Below are 14259 nucleotides of genomic sequence, written 5' to 3'. Positions count from 1 at the left end.
CCTCAGGCGACCCGGACCTCCAGGGCGCCGTCGTCGATGGTCTTGGTGAAGGGGCAGATCGCCAGCGCCTGCTGGAGCACCGCGTCGGCGTCGTCCACCGACGGCAGCGTCACCGCCAGCGCGTAGCGGGCGTCGTAGCCGGTGCCCTCGGCCTCGGCGAGGGTCACCCGCGCCTCCACGCGGGCGTCGTCGACGGACCCGCCCGTGCTCGTCGCGGCGATGCGCAGCGACTCCATGAGGCAGGAGCCCAGCGCCGCCGCCATCAGCTGCTCGGGGTTGACGCCCTCGCCGCTGCCCTTCAGCGACGTGGGCTCGTGGACGGCCAGCTCCAGGGCGCCGTCGTCGGAGCGGGCGGAGCCGTCCGTCGCGGTCACCACGGCCGTGTACAGGTCGGAAGCCATGCCCGAGACGCTAGGGGCCACCGGCGCGCCACGCTCGGTGATCATCGTGGGGCCGTGACCCCCGGGGGCCGCCCCGGCGTGACGGCGCCGGAGGACGCCCGGAGAATGGGCGGCGACCCGGGGACCCCCCGCCGAGCGAGAGGACCAGCGCGCGCATGGACAACGGCAGCAGCAAGGGCCAGGCCATCGACTTCACCGTGGAGACGCTCGGCCCCTGCACCGTGGACTCGCCCCTGGCGTCGCGGCTGTCGGCGCGGCGGACGACGCAGCACTACATCGACGAGAACGACCGGGTGCTGTTCGACGACACCGTCTCCAAGGTCTCGCGCCGCGACTGGTCCGAGACCGGCGAGCTGCCCGACCTGCCCAGCCTGGAGCCCGTCGGCCCCCGCAAGAAGATCTTCTTCGACCCCGCCAAGACGCGCGTCGGCATCGTCACCTGCGGCGGGCTGTGCCCGGGCATCAACAACGTCATCCGCGGGCTGGTCTCGACGCTGACCAACCACTACGGCGTCCGGCGCATCTACGGCTTCAAGAACGGCTACCAGGGCTTCGTGCCGCGCTACGGCCACGACGTCGTGGACCTGACGCCGCAGGCCGTGGAGCGCATCGACGGCGAGGGCGGCACCATCCTGGGCACCTCGCGCGGCGAGCAGGACCCCGTGGAGGTCGTCGACTGCCTGGAGCGGATGGGCATCACCGTCCTGTTCGCCATCGGCGGGGACGGCACGATGCGCGGCGCGCAGCGCATCAACGCCGAGGTCAAGGAGCGCGGCCTGAAGGTCGCCGTGGTCGGCATCCCCAAGACGATCGACAACGACATCCCGTTCATCGACCAGAGCTTCGGGTTCCAGACGGCGTTCTCGGAGGCGACCCGCTCGATCCTGGCCGCCAAGGTGGAGGCGCGCACCGCGCCCAACGGCGTCAGCGTCGTCAAGCTCATGGGCCGGCACTCCGGTTTCATCGCCTGCTACGCGGCGCTGGCGCAGAACGACGCCGACTACGTCCTCATCCCCGAGGTGCCGTTCGTCCTCGACGGGCCCGGCGGGTTCCTGGAACACTTGCGGCGCAAGGTGTCCGAGCAGGGACACGCGCTGGTCGTGGCCGCCGAGGGCGCCGGGCAGGAGCTGTTCGACGACATCGAGGACCAGGGCCGCGACGCCTCGGGCAACAAGAAGCTGCAGGACGTGGGCCGCCTGCTGCGCCAGCGCATCACCGAGGACTTCGCCGCGCACGGCATGGAGCTCAACATGCGCTACATCGACCCCAGCTACGTCATCCGCAGCGTCCCGGCGAACCCGTACGACAGCGTGTACTGCATCCGCCTGGCGCACGCGGCCGCGCACGCGGCGATGGCCGGGCGCACGAACATGGTCGTCGGCCGCTGGCGCCGGCGGTTCGTGCACATCCCCATCTCGCTGGCCGTCTCGGCGCGCAACCAGGTCGACCCGCACGGGGACCTGTGGTGGTCGGTGCTGGAGGCGACGGGGCAGCCGTGGTCGTTCGGCGAGGCCGACGCCCCCGAGCAGGTGACGGTGTTCGGCGGCCAGTGACGGGCGGGTGAACCCGCGGAGCCCGCGAGTTCGCCCGATCCTCCACCGAGGGTCACCGGAAGGTCACGGGAACCGCACAGGATCGGGGGCGGCGCCGCGCGGACGCGGGCGCCGAGGACCCCCGAGAGGACCCCCCGTGCGATCCAGGACGTCCCCCCGCACCCTCGCCTGGTCGGCGGCGCTGCTCGTCGGGGCCGGCGCGCTCGTCGCCGCCGTGCCCGCGGTCAGCTCCCCCGAGGCCCCCGCCGAGCCGGCCGGCGCCGCCTACGTCGCCGACGTGGAGGTGCTGCGCGAGGCCGGTGCCACGACCAGCTCCACCGGCGAGCAGGTGCTGCGCGGCACCGTGTTCGAGGACGGCGACCGCGACGGCCGCAGCGACGGCGAGACCGGTGTGCCCGGCGTCGCCGTCTCCAACGGCCGCGACGTCGTCGTCACCGACGAGCGCGGCCGCTACGAGCTGCCCGTCTTCGAGGGCATGACGGCCTTCGTCACCCAGCCCGCCGGCTGGCAGGTCCCGGTCGACGAGGACGGCGTCGCGCGGTTCCACTACACGCACCTGCCGAACGGCACCCCGCAGGACCTGCGCTTCGGCGGCCTGGAGCCCACCGGCCCGCTGCCGTCCGCGGTGAACTTCCCGCTGGTGCGCGGCGGCGCCGCCGAGGGCGAGGCCGCCCGCTGCACCGTCACCGCCGACTTCCAGACCTACAGCGGCCGCGAGCTCGGCTTCGCCCGCGACGGCCTCATGGCCGACCTGGCCCGCAGCTCCAACACCGAGTGCGGCGCCCTGCTGCTCGGCGACGTCGCCGGCGACGACCTGGGCCTGTACCCGCGCATCAAGGAGGTCCTCAGCCTCGCGGGCGTGCCGCTGCGGTTCGTCCCGGGCAACCACGACCTCGACCTGGACTCCACCGACCCCGAGCACTCGATGGACACGTTCCGCCAGCACGTGGGGCCGGAGACGTACTCCTACGACGTCGGCGACACCCACTTCGTCGCGCTCAACAACGTCAAGTACCCGTGCACGCCGGAGGACAACGCCGACGGCGCGCGCCCGCACTGCGACGACCCGGAGAACAGCCCCCGCTACAACGGCGAGCTGGGCGAGCGGCAGCTGGAGTGGCTGGAGAACGACCTGGCCCTCGTCCCCGAGGACAAGCTGGTCGTCGTCGCCACCCACATCCCGCTCGTCTCCTTCGCCGACGCGGCCTCCACGCAGCACTCCACCCGCGACGTGCAGAAGCTGTACGAGCTGCTCGAGGGGCGCAAGGCGCTGTCGATGTCCGGGCACACCCACTCCACCGAGCGCATGGTCGCCGGCGACTCCTACGCCGGGTGGCAGGAGGCCGTCGGCGTCTCCGAGCTGCCGTTCCCGAACATCGTCGCCGGCGCCCCCAGCGGCGACTGGTACTCCGGCGACCTCGACGTCGACGGCCGGCCGATGGCCCTGCAGCGCGACGGCGCCCGCCCCGGGTACCTCACGCTCGACCTGCAGGGCGGGGAGTTCCGCGACACCTGGCGCACGATCGGCGAGTCCGACGACGAGCAGCTGGCCGTCGCCGTGAACTCCCCGCGCTGGCGCGAGTGGTTCGACACCCTGAACACCTGGGCCGACGAGCGCGACGCCGGTGACCACCGCACCCCGCCGCCCGTCAACGTCAACGACCTCGGCGACCCGGGCGTCGTCACCCGCGACGACCTCGCGAACCGCACCTGGCTGACCGCGAACGTCTGGTACGGCTCCAGCGACACCACCGTCGAGGTCTCCGTCGACGGCGGCGAGCCCGTGGTCGCCGAGCGCACCCAGCAGGCCGACGGCGAGGCCCCGCGCGTGGGCGCCGAGTGGGCCGACCCGGCCGCCGCGACCCGCCAGCTGCAGGTCGCCCGCCACGCGTTCGAGTCCACCTCCGGCGACGAGTACGCGCAGGGCTTCGAGCTGTACGCCGGGAACACCTACGGCCCCGGCCCGGCCCAGCCCGGCAACAACGTCGCCGACCGCACCACGCACCTGTGGCGCTACCAGCTGCCCGCCGACCTCGCGCTCGGCGTGCACAGCGCCGAGGTGACGGTCACCGACCACCTCGGGCGCACCTACAGCGAGACGCACACCTTCGAGGTGCGCGAGGAGGTCCCGCAGCAGGGCTTCCGCACCGAGCTGTTCTCCGACGGCGACGAGGACTGACCCCCGCTCGACCGTCCGGCCGCCGTCCCGCGTCGCACGACGCGGGGCGGCGGCCGCGCGTCCGGGCGCCTCAGCCCGCCGCGCGCGCCAGCCGCCAGAACTCGCGCACCGCGGGCGCGGCGGGCGTCCCGGCCCGGCGCACCAGCTGCACCCGCGCCCGCAGCGCCGGGCGCACGACCCGCAGGACCCCGCAGCGCGCCGGGTCCAGCCCCGCGGCCAGCGAGGCCGGCACCAGCGCCGCCCCCAGCCCGCCGGCGGCCAGCTCCACGGCCGTGGCCGGCGAGCTGGCCTCCACCGCCACCCGCGGCACCAGGCCCGCCGCCGCGCACGCCTCCTCCAGCACCGCGCGGATCCCGCCACCGCGCGGCGGGCACACCAGCGGGTGCTCCAGCAGGTCCACCAGGGGTGTCGTGCGCCGCCGCGGCGGCAGCGCGCCCGCCGCCAGCACCGCCACGACCTCCTCCTCGGCCAGCACCTGACCCGTCAGCCCGGCCGGGGTGCCCGGGCCCGTGGCGACCCAGGCCACGTCCAGCGAGCCGTCGAGGACCGCCCGCTGCAGCGCCGCTGCGTCGGCCTCCACGACCGTCAGCTCCACCCCGGGGGCGCGCTCGCGGAAGGCGCGCAGCACCCCGGTGAACGGCTCGGGGGCCGAGGCCAGCAGCAACCCCACCCGCAGGCTGCCGCGCAGCAGGCCGCTCAGCTCGGCCACGTGCTCGCGCACCGCGGCCGCCGCGGCCAGCGCCGCCCGCGCGTGCGGCAGCGCGGCCTCGCCCGCGGCGGTCAGCCGCACCCCGCGCGGGGTGCGCTCCAGCAGCGGCTGGCCGACCTCCCGCTCCAGCTTGCGCACCTGCACGCTCACCCCGGGCTGCGCCACCCGCAGGTGCGCGGCCGCCGCCGTGAACCCACCCCCGTCGACCACCGCCACGAAGTGCTCCAGCTGCCGCAGCTCCATACCGGGAGGTTATGGCAGCGGTCACGAACCGGTCGTGGACGTCTGGGCTGCCCGGGGGCACGGTGGAGGCGTGGACACCACCGACGAGACGACCACGACCCCGACCACGACCCCGACCACGACCCCGGGCGACCCCGCCGCGACGGCCCGCGCCGTCGCCACCGCGTACCTCGCCGCCTGGCAGGACGGCGACCTCGCGACGCTGGAGCGGCTGCTCGCCGATGACGTCGTGTTCACCGGGCCCGGCGGGTCCCTGGCCGGGCGCGGGCCGTGCCTGGAGGGCCTGCGCGCGATGGCCGGCAGCGTCGAGCGCATCGACGTCGTCCGCCAGGTCGCCGAGGGCGAGGAGGTGGTGACCTGGTACGACATGACCCGCACCGGTGGCGTGGTCGTGCCGACCGTGAACTCCTCGCGCGTGCGCGCCGGCCGCATCGAGGAGATCCGCGTCCTGTTCGACACCGGGCCCCTCGGCTGACCCCCGCCGGGGCAGACTGCCCCCGCAGCCGCCCGCCCGGGCCGGCGCGGGGGAGGGGGACCGGTGCCGGACGAACCGACGCGGGTGGTGCGCTGCGACCGCGGCGACGTGGAGCTCCGGTTCGCCGGGCCTCGCGGCGCCGACGTCGTCCTGCTCCTGCACGGCGGGCACTTCCGCGCCGGGCTGCCGCTGGGGGAGGCCGCGTTCCTCGCCGCCGGGCACCGCCTCCTCGTGCCCTCCCGGCCCGGCTACGGGCGCACCGCCCCGGCCGCCGGACCCGGCCCGGAAGCCTTCGCCGACACCCTCGCCGAGCTGTGCGAGCGCACCGGGACGGGGACGCTGCGCGCCGTCGTCGGCGTGTCCGCGGGCGGGCCCACCGCCGTCGCCCTCGCCGCCCGCCACCCCGGCCTCGTGCGCTCCCTCGTCCTGCACTCCGCGCGCGCCGACCTGCCCTTCCCCGACGGCGCCGCCCGGATCGCCGCGCGGGTCGCGTTCACCCCCCGCACCGAGGCCGCCACGTGGGCGGCGAGCGGGGCGTTCCTGCGGCGGTTCCCCGGCGCGGGGCTGCGCTCGGTGCTCGGGCCGCTGTCCACCCTGCCGGCCGGGCGGGTCCTCGCGGACCTGACCGGCGCCGAGCGCGCCGAGCTCGTGGACGTGCTCTCGCGCATGCGCTCCGGCGCCGGGTTCGCCGCCGACCTGCGCGAGCGCGTCGACCCCGGCCCGGCCCGGGCGGTGCGCGTGCCGGCGCTCGTCGTCGCCTCCCGCACCGACGGGCAGGTGCGCTTCGCCCACGCCGAGCGGTGGGCCGCGCTCGTGCCCGGCGCCGTCCTCGCCGAGAGCCCGGCCCTCAGCCACCTGCTCTGGTACGGCTCCGGCGCCGCCGAGACCGCCCGGCTGACGGAGCGGTTCCTCGCCGCCGCGTGAGCCTCAGCCGCCGTCGGCGACGCGCGCCAGGACCTCCGCGAGGTCGCCCGGGCGCGACCACATCGGCCAGTGCCCCGTCGGCAGGTCCACGTACGCCGGGTGCTCCAGCTCGGTCAGGCCCGCGAGGAACGGCACCCCCTGCGCCACCAGGTCCCGCACCTGCCGGGACGTCATCGAGCAGCACACGACCGTCGTCGGGACGCCGCGCCGGGAACCGTCGCCCAGCGGCGGCGCCTCGCGCAGCGCGGCCCCCGGCTCCGGCACCGCCCGGCGGCGGAACTCCGCCCGCTGCTGCGGCGACAGCCCCGCCAGGCTGCTGCCGTCGGCCTCCAGCTCCTCGTCCGGGGGCAGCGGGTGCTCGGCGTCCGGGAACCCCTCGCCCAGCGCGCCCGTGCCCGGGCCGGAGTCGACGTAGACGACGGCCGCGAGGCGGTCCGCGACCCGGTCGGTGGCCGCGTACCCGGGGAAGCCCGCGCCGCTGTGCAGCACCAGCACCGCGCGCTCACCCGTGCGGTCCGCGGCGTCCGCCACGGCCGCGGCGACCGCCCCGACGTGGTCGGCGATCCGCACCGCGCCCCGGTCGGGGTGGTCCGGTTCCAGGCCCGGCAGGGTCAGCGCGGTGACGTCGTGGCCCGCGGCGCGCAGGGCGGCGGCCACCTCGTCCCACGCCCACGCGCCCAGCCAGAACCCGGGGACGAGGACCAGCGGCGCGCTCACCAGCGACACGGTAGGGACGGTGCGCGGGCGGGGGAAGGTCCTGCGCGGCGGAGCTGACAGCCCGCCGGGAAGCCGCCGCCCGCCGCGCGCGTTGCACCCCGTCGTGGGCGAGGACATCCGGGTGGGGCCGCGGCTGACGGTCCCCGCGAGCGAGCTGGGCGTGCGGTTCTCGCGCGCCGGCGGCCCCGGCGGTCAGGGCGTCAACACCACCGACAGCCGCGTCGAGCTGTCCTTCGACGTCGCCCGTTCCACCGCGCTGCCGGAGCCGCTGCGCGAGCGGGCCCTGCAGCGCCTCGCCGGCCGCCTGTCCGGCGGCGTCCTCACCGTCGTGGCCGCCGAGCACCGCTCCCAGCTGCAGAACCGCCGCGCCGCCGGCGAGCGCCTGGCCGCCCTGCTCGCCGAGGCCGTCGCCCCCGGCCCGCGCGCCCGCCGGCCCACCCGGCCCACCCGCGGTTCGCAACGCCGCCGCCTGGACGGCAAGAAGCGCCGCGGCGAGGTGAAGCGGCTGCGGCGCAGCGCGGACGACTAGCCGGGCAGCCGGGCCGGGGTCAGCGCACCGCGGCGGTGACGATCTCGCCGAGGAGCCGGGTGTTGGGCTCGACGGTCAGGACGGAGTCGAAGTAGAACCGGTGGGAATCGTCCTCGCGGACGTCGACGACCCCTCCGGCGCGGACGACCTCCAGCGACCGGAAGACGTCCGAGGCCTTCAGCTCCGGGGTCCCGTCGGTCTCCGGGCCGAAGTTCAGCAGCAGCAGCAGGTCGCCGTCCGCCAGGGGGACGTTCTCCGCGGACAGGAGGTTCACCGCCTCGCCCGCGGTGTCCGGGGCGGGCAGCGGCGCCAGGCCGAGGGCGGCGGCGGCCTTCCCGAGCGGGGAATCGCTGTTGAGCAGGTAGACGCTGCCGTCGGGGAACGCGGTCAGGGCCTGCACGCGAAGGCCCCGCGCCTCCGCGGGCATCCCGGCGGCCAGCGCCGCGACGGCCGCGTCCCGCTCGCCCAGCAGCTCCTGCGCCCGCTCCTCCCTCCCCACCGCCGCGGCCACCTGGCGCAGGTTCTCGCGCCAGTCGATGAAGCTGGTGGCGACGGTGGGGGCGATCGCGGAGTAGAGGGGCATCGTCTCGTCGGTGGCGAAACCGTCCTGCACGAGCAGCAGGTCCGGCTGCCAGACCGCCAGGCGCTCGAAGTTCGTCTCGCCGCTGGCCAGGGGGTAGGTCTCCACACCGGCCGCGAGGTCGCGCACCCAGGGCCGCAGGGGGTCGTTGCGCTGGCCGAAGCCGACCGGCCGCACGCCCAGCGCGAGCAGCGAGCACAGCTCGCCGCCGTCGGTGCCGCAGACGACGCGCTGCGGCGCGGCGGGCACCTCCGTCTCCCCGAGCTCGTGCCGCACCGTCCGCGGGAAACCGCCCGCCGCCGCGGCGACGGCGCCCGGGGGTGTCGCGCGCTGCTCCCCGCACGCGGTCAGGCCCGCGAGGGCGGCGGAGCCGAGCAGCAGGGAGCGGCGGGACAGCACGGGCGCCTCCGGGCGGGTGGGGCGACGGGTCGTCGCGCCGACGGGAACGGTCCCGGCGCGGGTCGACCGCCGGGAACCGGAGGTGAGGCTAACCTACCTCTCACACCTCCGACCAGCGCCGCACCACCGACGCCTCGGCGACGAACCGGGCCCCGCTGCCCGGCGCCCACCACCCCGCGGCGGCCGTCAGCGCCCGCTCCAGCAGCGCCACCGCCCGCGCGGCGTCCGCCTCCGGCACGTGCAGCAGCAGCTCGTCGTGCAGGCACAGCACCACCCGCCCGCCGGTGCCCGCCAGCCCGGCGCGCACCGTCACCGCCCACGCCTTGAACAGCTCCGCCGCCGAGCCCTGCACGACGGCGTTGCGGGCGAACCGCCCGCGCGCGGCCACCGCCTCCGCCGAGGCGGCCGGCGCCCCGCCCGTGCGCACCAGCCGCCCGCCGTGCGTGCGCACCGAGCGGCCCTCCCGGCCCGCGGCCTCCGCGGCGCGCAGGTGCGCCAGCGCCCGCGGGTAGGCGCGCTCCATCCGCTCCAGCGCCCGGCCCGCCGCCCCCGACGTCTGCCCGTACATCGCCGCCAGCACCGCCACCTTCGCCGTCGGCCGGTCCACCCCCAGCGCCGCCGCCACGGGCGCGTACAGGTCCTCGTCGGCGGTGGCGCGCAGCAGGCCCTCGTCGCCGGAGACCGCGGCCAGCACCCGCGGCTCCACCTGCCCCAGGTCCGCGCGCACCAGCACGTGCCCCGGCTCGGCGGCCACCACCGGGCGCAGCTCCGCGGGCAGGTTGTGCAGGCCCGCCTGCGCCGTCATCCGCCCCGCGGCCGCGTCGGCCGCCGACCAGCGCCCCCGCAGCCGCCCGTCGGCGCCCACGTGCGCGTCCAGCCACGCGTACCCGTACGTCGTCGCCACCCGCTCGGCGCGCCGGTGGTGCAGCAGCGCCCGCGCCAGCCGGCCCGTCGCCGGGTCCGCGGTCAGCCGCTCCAGCCGCCACGAGCGGGTGTCCGGCAGGTCCACGCCCCGCGCGCGCAGCGCCGCGAGCACCGCGGCCGGCGAGCGCAGGTCCACCGCGCCCGGCTCGACGCCCAGCGCCGCCAGCACCGGGGCGTCGCGCGCGGCGCGGGCGGCGCGCTCCTCGGCCTCCGAGCGCGGGCGCGGACCCACCAGGGCGCCCAGCAGCTCCTCGGCGGCGCGCACGTCCACCGGCAGGCCCGTCACCTCCAGCTCCACGGCCAGCAGCGCGGCCGCCGACTCCGACCACGCCGTGGACAGGGCGTGCCCGTCCAGCGCCGCGCGCTGCCGGGCGGCCACCTCCAGCGCCAGCTGCGCCCACCGGAGCGCCCGCTCTGCGCGCACGGCGGCGGGCTCGTCCGCGGCCAGCGCGCGCCCCGACGTCCACGCCGCCGTGAGGGCGCCGTCCGGGCCCACCGGCCCGTCGCCGCCGCCCCCGCCGTCGAGGTCCAGCTCCAGCAGGCCCGTGCCGTGCGCGGGGCGCGGGCGGCGCGAGGGCTCCGGCGGTTCGGGCAGGCCGTGCGCGGCCGCGTGCACCGTCGCCGGGTCCTCCCGCCCACCGCCGTGCAGCAGCCGGTGCACCGCGGCCAGGTCGTGCGCGCGGGCCAGGTGCAGCCCCGCGCCCACCAGCGGCGCCGCCCCGCGCGCGGACCACAGCACCCAGCGCGGCCCGTCCGCCTCCCGCGCGGCCACCGCCGCCGCCAGCGCGTCCGGCCCGCCGTGGACCACCTGCGCGTCCCCGTCCCCGGCGAGCACCGCCAGCCCGTCCAGGGCGACGAGCGCGAGGGGGGCGGGGGCCGGGGGCACCGGCCCATCCTGTCGGCCGTCCCCGACAGCTCCCTCAGGAGGCGCGGGGCAGCAGCTCCCGCGCCTGCCGGGCCGCCCGCCACAGCGGGTTCGCCGACTGCGAGGCCATCTGGAACGTCGCCGAGCGCCCGCCCAGCGACCGCTTGAAGCGGCGCACGCCCTCGTCGACCGAGCCGACCAGGTCGACGCGCCGGTACCCGCGGGCCACCGCCCAGCGCACCAGGTCCGCGTGCAGCGCCACCTCCGCGCCCGCGCGCCGGCCCGCCGCGAAGCTGCCGCCCGCCCACTCGTAGACCGTGTCGCCCTCCGCGAGCGAGACCAGCAGGCCCGCCGGCTCCCCGTCCGCGGTGACCGCGGCCCGCGCGCGCGCGGTCTCCGGGCGGGCGCGCAGCAGCTGCCACACCGTCCGCCCCACCCCCGGCGGGTACGGGCAGGGCTCGCCGTGGTGGGCGTAGACCTGCTCCAGCAGGTCCGGCAGCCACGCCACGACCTGCCACTCGCCGGCGTCCTCCACGCGCAGCCCGTCGCGCTCGGTGTGCCGCAGGGTGCGGCGGGCGGACTTGTGCAGCTGCCGCAGCGCCGTCTCCTCGTCCTGCAGCACGCCGCCCGGGGCCAGGTCCACGACGAACGTCTCCCCGAGCTCCACGGAGGCGTGCACGGCGCGCAGCACCTGCGGGTCCGCCGGGGCCTGCGGCGGCAGGTCCAGGCGCGCGCCCACCACGCCGTGCCGGCGCGACCAGCCCGCCAGCGCTCCCAGCACGTCGCCCAGCTCGCCGTCCAGGACCACCGGCCCCGCGTACGGGAACGGCACCGGCGCCGCCCGCCACACCGGCCCGCGCCGCGTCAGCAGCAGCGGCACCGCCCCCACGACCCACCCCGAGCGCTCCACGAGGAGCGGCTCGAAGCGCCACCCGTGCAGCTCCGCCTGCGTCGACAGCCAGTCCCAGCGGTGGAACGGCGTGGTCGCCGCCCGCCCGTCCAGGAACCCGTCCCACTCGGCCCGGTCGGCCGCCCTGCGCACGTGCACCCTGAGATCGTGCGCGCCGTCGCGCGGCGTGTCGACGCGGTGACCGGCTCCTCACCCTCCCGGGTGACCGGCGCCCACCGGGTGGAGCAGCATGGGGCCGTGAGCGCGTGGGAGGACGTGGACGAGTACCTGGCCGGGACGCTGCTGGGCGAGGACGAGGTCCTCGAGCAGGTCCTCGACGAGAACCAGGCCGCCGGGCTGCCCGAGATCGACGTGTCACCGCTGCAGGGGGCGCTGCTGACCGTGCTGGCGCGCGCCGTCGCCGCGCGCCGCGTCCTGGAGGTCGGCACCCTCGGCGGCTACAGCACCGTCCACCTGGCCCGCGGCCTGGCGCCCGGCGGGCGGGTCGTCACGTGCGAGCTCGACCCCCGCCACGCCGAGGTCGCCCGGCGCAACCTCGAGCGGGCCGGGGTGGCCGACGTCGTGGACGTGCGCGTCGGGCCCGCGCTGGACACCCTCGACGCGCTCGTCGCCGAGGGCGCCGCGCCCTTCCACCTCGTCTTCCTCGACGCCGACAAGCAGGGCAACCCCGACTACCTGGAGCGGGCGCTGCGGCTGGTCCGGCCCGGGTCGCTGATCGTCGGGGACAACGTCGTGCGCGACGGCCGCGTCGCCGACGCCGGCAGCGACGACCCGGCGGTCACCGGCGCGCGGCGGTTCCTGCAGGCGCTGGGGGAGGACCCGCGCCTGGACGCCACGGCCGTGCAGACCGTGGGCGCCAAGGGCTGGGACGGCTTCGCGATCGCCGTCGTGCGCTGAGCCGGTCTCCCGCCGCCCCGACCCTTGCCGTGATCATGGATGGTGCGACGCTCAACCGTCCATGATCACGGCGGGGAGGGAGAGAGAGGGCAGGGGTCAGGGGGTCCCGTCGAGCAGGCCCGCGTCGTGGGCGACGATCGCCACCTGCACGCGGTTGTGCGCGTCGAGCTTCGTCAGCAGGCGCGAGACGTGCGTCTTCACCGTCGCCTCGCTCATGAACAGCTCCCGGCCGATCTCGGCGTTCGACAGGCCGCGGCCCACCGCGCCCAGCACCTCGCGCTCGCGCTCGGTCAGCGTCTTCAGCCGCTGCGCGGCCTCGCGCCGGCGGGGGTTCACCGCGTCGGCGGCGAAGTGCCCCACCAGGCGGCGGGTCACCGTCGGCGACAGCATCGCCTCGCCCGAGGCCACCACCCGCACCGCCGCCACCAGCTCGCGCGGCGGGGTGTCCTTGAGCAGGAAGCCCGTCGCGCCCGCCTGCAGCGCCTGGAAGACGTACTCGTCCAGGTCGAACGTCGTCAGCATCACCACCGCCGGCGCCTGCGGGCGCGCGGTGATCTGCTGCGCCGCCGACAGCCCGTCCATCACCGGCATCCGCACGTCCATGAGCACGATGTCCGGGTGGTGCGCGGCCACGCCCTCCACGGCCTGCGCCCCGTTCTCCGCCTCGCCGACGACCTCGAGGTCCTCCGCGCTGGACAGGATCATCCGCAGCCCGGCGCGCACGAGCGCGTCGTCGTCCACCAGCAGCACGCGGGTGGGCCTGGGTCCTGCGCCGCTCGTCACGCCTGGCTCCGTCCGTCGTGGCGGGGGCTCGCAGCGCCGCCCGCCCGGGTGGCTGTGATCCTCGCATCCGGCGGCGTCCACGCGGCCCGCGCCGCCGCCGTCCCGGGCCGGGCGCCGTCCGGCCACGGCCAGGGCAGCCGCGCCCGCACCGCGAACCCGCCGTCCGGCTCCGGCCCGCTGGTGATCGTGCCGTCGGCCAGCCCGACGCGCTCCGCCAGCCCGACCAGCCCCGAACCCGCCCCCGGCAGCGCGCTGCCCGGGCCGGTGGGCCGCTCGTTGACCACGGCCACGACCAGCTCGCCGCCCACCTCGCCGGAGACCGTGACGACCGTGGGCGCCGACGGCGCGTGCTTGTGGACGTTCGTCAGCGCCTCCTGCACCACCCGGTAGACGGTGCGGCCCAGCTCCGGCGGCACCTGCGCGTGCACGGGCACGTCGGTGCGGAACCGCGCGGCCACGCCCGCCTCCCGGGTGGACTCCACCAGGCGGCGCACGTCCACCAGCGTCGGCTGCGGCGCCAGCTCCGTCGTGCCGGCCGTCCCCGGCGTGCGCAGCACCCCCAGCACCCGGCGCAGGTCCTCCAGCGCGGTGCGGGCCGTCTCGCGGATCGTCGCCGCCGTCGCCTCCACCTGCTCCGGGCCCACGTCCGGGCGCACCTCCAGGCCGCCGGCGTGCAGCGCCACCAGGGAGATGCGGTGCGCCAGGACGTCGTGCATCTCGCGGGCGATGCGGGTGCGCTCGGCCAGCCGCGCCTGCTCGGCGCGCAGCGCGTACTCGCTCTCGGCCCGCTCGGCGCGCTCGCGCCAGCTGGCCACCAGGTCGCGGCGGGCCCCCACGAACGCGCCCACCGACACGGCGAGGCCCGTGCCCAGCAGCGCGAACAGGGCCGCCGCGGTCGTGCTGCCCGTCGTCGCGCCGCGCAGGGCCGCGCTCACCGACGCCAGCGCCCCGGCCACGCCGAGCAGCACGAGCAGGCGGTCGCGGCGGCGCACCGCCAGCGTCAGCAGCGCCAGCCACAGCGCCGTGTCGTACGCCCAGACCACCGCCACCGCCAGCGACAGCAGGGTCAGCGCGACGGGGTGGGGCCGGCGGCCCCCCCCCGCCCCCCCCCCGGACCGCCCCCCCCCCCCCGCCCCCACCCGGCGGCTGGGCCGGGGCTCAACCACCAGCC

The 14259-nt window shown here is 77.5% G+C and carries 14 protein-coding genes; 6 read left to right on the top strand and 8 right to left on the bottom strand.

What is annotated here, in order from left to right:
• Positions 1-2 precede the first annotated feature (2 nt).
• Positions 3-401 carry an OsmC family protein gene (locus AB8M62_RS00070; RefSeq protein ID WP_369055222.1) on the bottom strand — a complete coding sequence of 133 codons (399 nt, stop codon included), beginning with the start codon at positions 399-401 and terminating at the stop codon, positions 3-5.
• Between the two features lie 155 nt (positions 402-556).
• Between AB8M62_RS00070 and AB8M62_RS00065 the strand changes: the two genes are divergently transcribed.
• Positions 557-1954, top strand: coding sequence for an ATP-dependent 6-phosphofructokinase (locus AB8M62_RS00065; RefSeq protein WP_369055224.1), 1398 nt, complete (start codon positions 557-559; stop codon positions 1952-1954).
• Between the two features lie 136 nt (positions 1955-2090).
• Entirely contained in the window at positions 2091-4133 is a 2043-nt protein-coding gene (locus AB8M62_RS00060) for a calcineurin-like phosphoesterase C-terminal domain-containing protein (protein WP_369055225.1), read from the top strand.
• Positions 4134-4203: 70 nt separating this feature from the next.
• Here the strand turns inward: AB8M62_RS00060 and AB8M62_RS00055 are convergent, their stop codons facing one another.
• On the bottom strand, positions 4204-5085 hold the full coding sequence (locus AB8M62_RS00055) for a LysR family transcriptional regulator (protein WP_369055227.1): 882 nt from the start codon (positions 5083-5085) through the stop codon (positions 4204-4206).
• 70 nt (positions 5086-5155) lie between these two features.
• Here AB8M62_RS00055 and AB8M62_RS00050 point away from each other — a divergent pair, with 70 nt between their 5' ends.
• Both AB8M62_RS00050 and AB8M62_RS00045 read left to right on the top strand, forming a co-directional pair.
• Positions 5156-5560 carry a nuclear transport factor 2 family protein gene (locus tag AB8M62_RS00050; protein ID WP_369055228.1) on the top strand — a complete coding sequence of 135 codons (405 nt, stop codon included), beginning with the start codon at positions 5156-5158 and terminating at the stop codon, positions 5558-5560.
• 63 nt (positions 5561-5623) lie between these two features.
• Positions 5624-6484 (top strand): alpha/beta fold hydrolase, encoded by an 861-nt coding sequence (locus AB8M62_RS00045; RefSeq protein ID WP_369068242.1) that lies wholly within the window; start codon positions 5624-5626, stop codon positions 6482-6484.
• Between the two features lie 3 nt (positions 6485-6487).
• Here AB8M62_RS00045 and AB8M62_RS00040 read toward each other — a convergent pair whose 3' ends face one another.
• Entirely contained in the window at positions 6488-7201 is a 714-nt protein-coding gene (locus AB8M62_RS00040) for an alpha/beta fold hydrolase (protein WP_369055231.1), read from the bottom strand.
• 103 nt (positions 7202-7304) lie between these two features.
• Between AB8M62_RS00040 and arfB the strand changes: the two genes are divergently transcribed.
• On the top strand, positions 7305-7730 hold the full coding sequence (arfB, locus tag AB8M62_RS00035) for an alternative ribosome rescue aminoacyl-tRNA hydrolase ArfB (RefSeq protein WP_369055232.1): 426 nt from the start codon (positions 7305-7307) through the stop codon (positions 7728-7730).
• A gap of 19 nt (positions 7731-7749) precedes the next feature.
• Here the strand turns inward: arfB and AB8M62_RS00030 are convergent, their stop codons facing one another.
• The 3 genes from AB8M62_RS00030 to AB8M62_RS00020 form a co-directional block, all read right to left on the bottom strand.
• Positions 7750-8709: an ABC transporter substrate-binding protein gene (locus AB8M62_RS00030; RefSeq protein WP_369068241.1), complete on the bottom strand. Its 960-nt coding sequence runs from the start codon at positions 8707-8709 to the stop codon at positions 7750-7752.
• A 100-nt stretch (positions 8710-8809) separates the two neighbouring features.
• Positions 8810-10519 carry a DNA polymerase gene (locus AB8M62_RS00025; RefSeq protein ID WP_369068239.1) on the bottom strand — a complete coding sequence of 570 codons (1710 nt, stop codon included), beginning with the start codon at positions 10517-10519 and terminating at the stop codon, positions 8810-8812.
• Positions 10520-10553: 34 nt separating this feature from the next.
• Positions 10554-11546 (bottom strand): lipid II:glycine glycyltransferase FemX, encoded by a 993-nt coding sequence (locus tag AB8M62_RS00020; protein WP_369055238.1) that lies wholly within the window; start codon positions 11544-11546, stop codon positions 10554-10556.
• Positions 11547-11645: 99 nt separating this feature from the next.
• Here AB8M62_RS00020 and AB8M62_RS00015 point away from each other — a divergent pair, with 99 nt between their 5' ends.
• Complete coding sequence (locus tag AB8M62_RS00015; protein WP_369068238.1) at positions 11646-12305, top strand: O-methyltransferase; 660 nt, start codon at positions 11646-11648, stop codon at positions 12303-12305.
• A 96-nt stretch (positions 12306-12401) separates the two neighbouring features.
• On the opposite strand, the gene AB8M62_RS00010 is transcribed toward AB8M62_RS00015, so the two are convergent.
• Together AB8M62_RS00010 and AB8M62_RS00005 are read right to left on the bottom strand one after the other, a co-directional pair.
• Positions 12402-13088, bottom strand: coding sequence for a response regulator (locus AB8M62_RS00010; RefSeq protein ID WP_369068237.1), 687 nt, complete (start codon positions 13086-13088; stop codon positions 12402-12404).
• Positions 13085-14137 carry a sensor histidine kinase gene (locus tag AB8M62_RS00005; protein ID WP_369068236.1) on the bottom strand — a complete coding sequence of 351 codons (1053 nt, stop codon included), beginning with the start codon at positions 14135-14137 and terminating at the stop codon, positions 13085-13087. The genes AB8M62_RS00010 and AB8M62_RS00005 overlap by 4 nt, the downstream gene beginning before the upstream one ends.
• Between the last annotated feature and the right edge of the window lie 122 nt (positions 14138-14259).

The organism is Kineococcus terrestris, from assembly GCF_041020755.1.
Classification (GTDB): Bacteria; Actinomycetota; Actinomycetes; order Actinomycetales; family Kineococcaceae; genus Kineococcus; species Kineococcus terrestris.
The sequence above is the reverse complement of the archived record's forward strand: the minus strand, read 5'-3'. Positions and strand labels throughout refer to the sequence as shown.

Excerpts from the sequence above, each read along its gene's own strand:
- AB8M62_RS00070 (WP_369055222.1), bottom strand. The coding sequence starts at position 401 with ATGGCTTCCGACCTGTACACGGCCGTGGTGACCGCGACGGACGGCTCC.
- AB8M62_RS00065 (WP_369055224.1), top strand. The coding sequence starts at position 557 with ATGGACAACGGCAGCAGCAAGGGCCAGGCCATCGACTTCACCGTGGAG.
- AB8M62_RS00055 (WP_369055227.1), bottom strand. The coding sequence starts at position 5,085 with ATGGAGCTGCGGCAGCTGGAGCACTTCGTGGCGGTGGTCGACGGGGGT.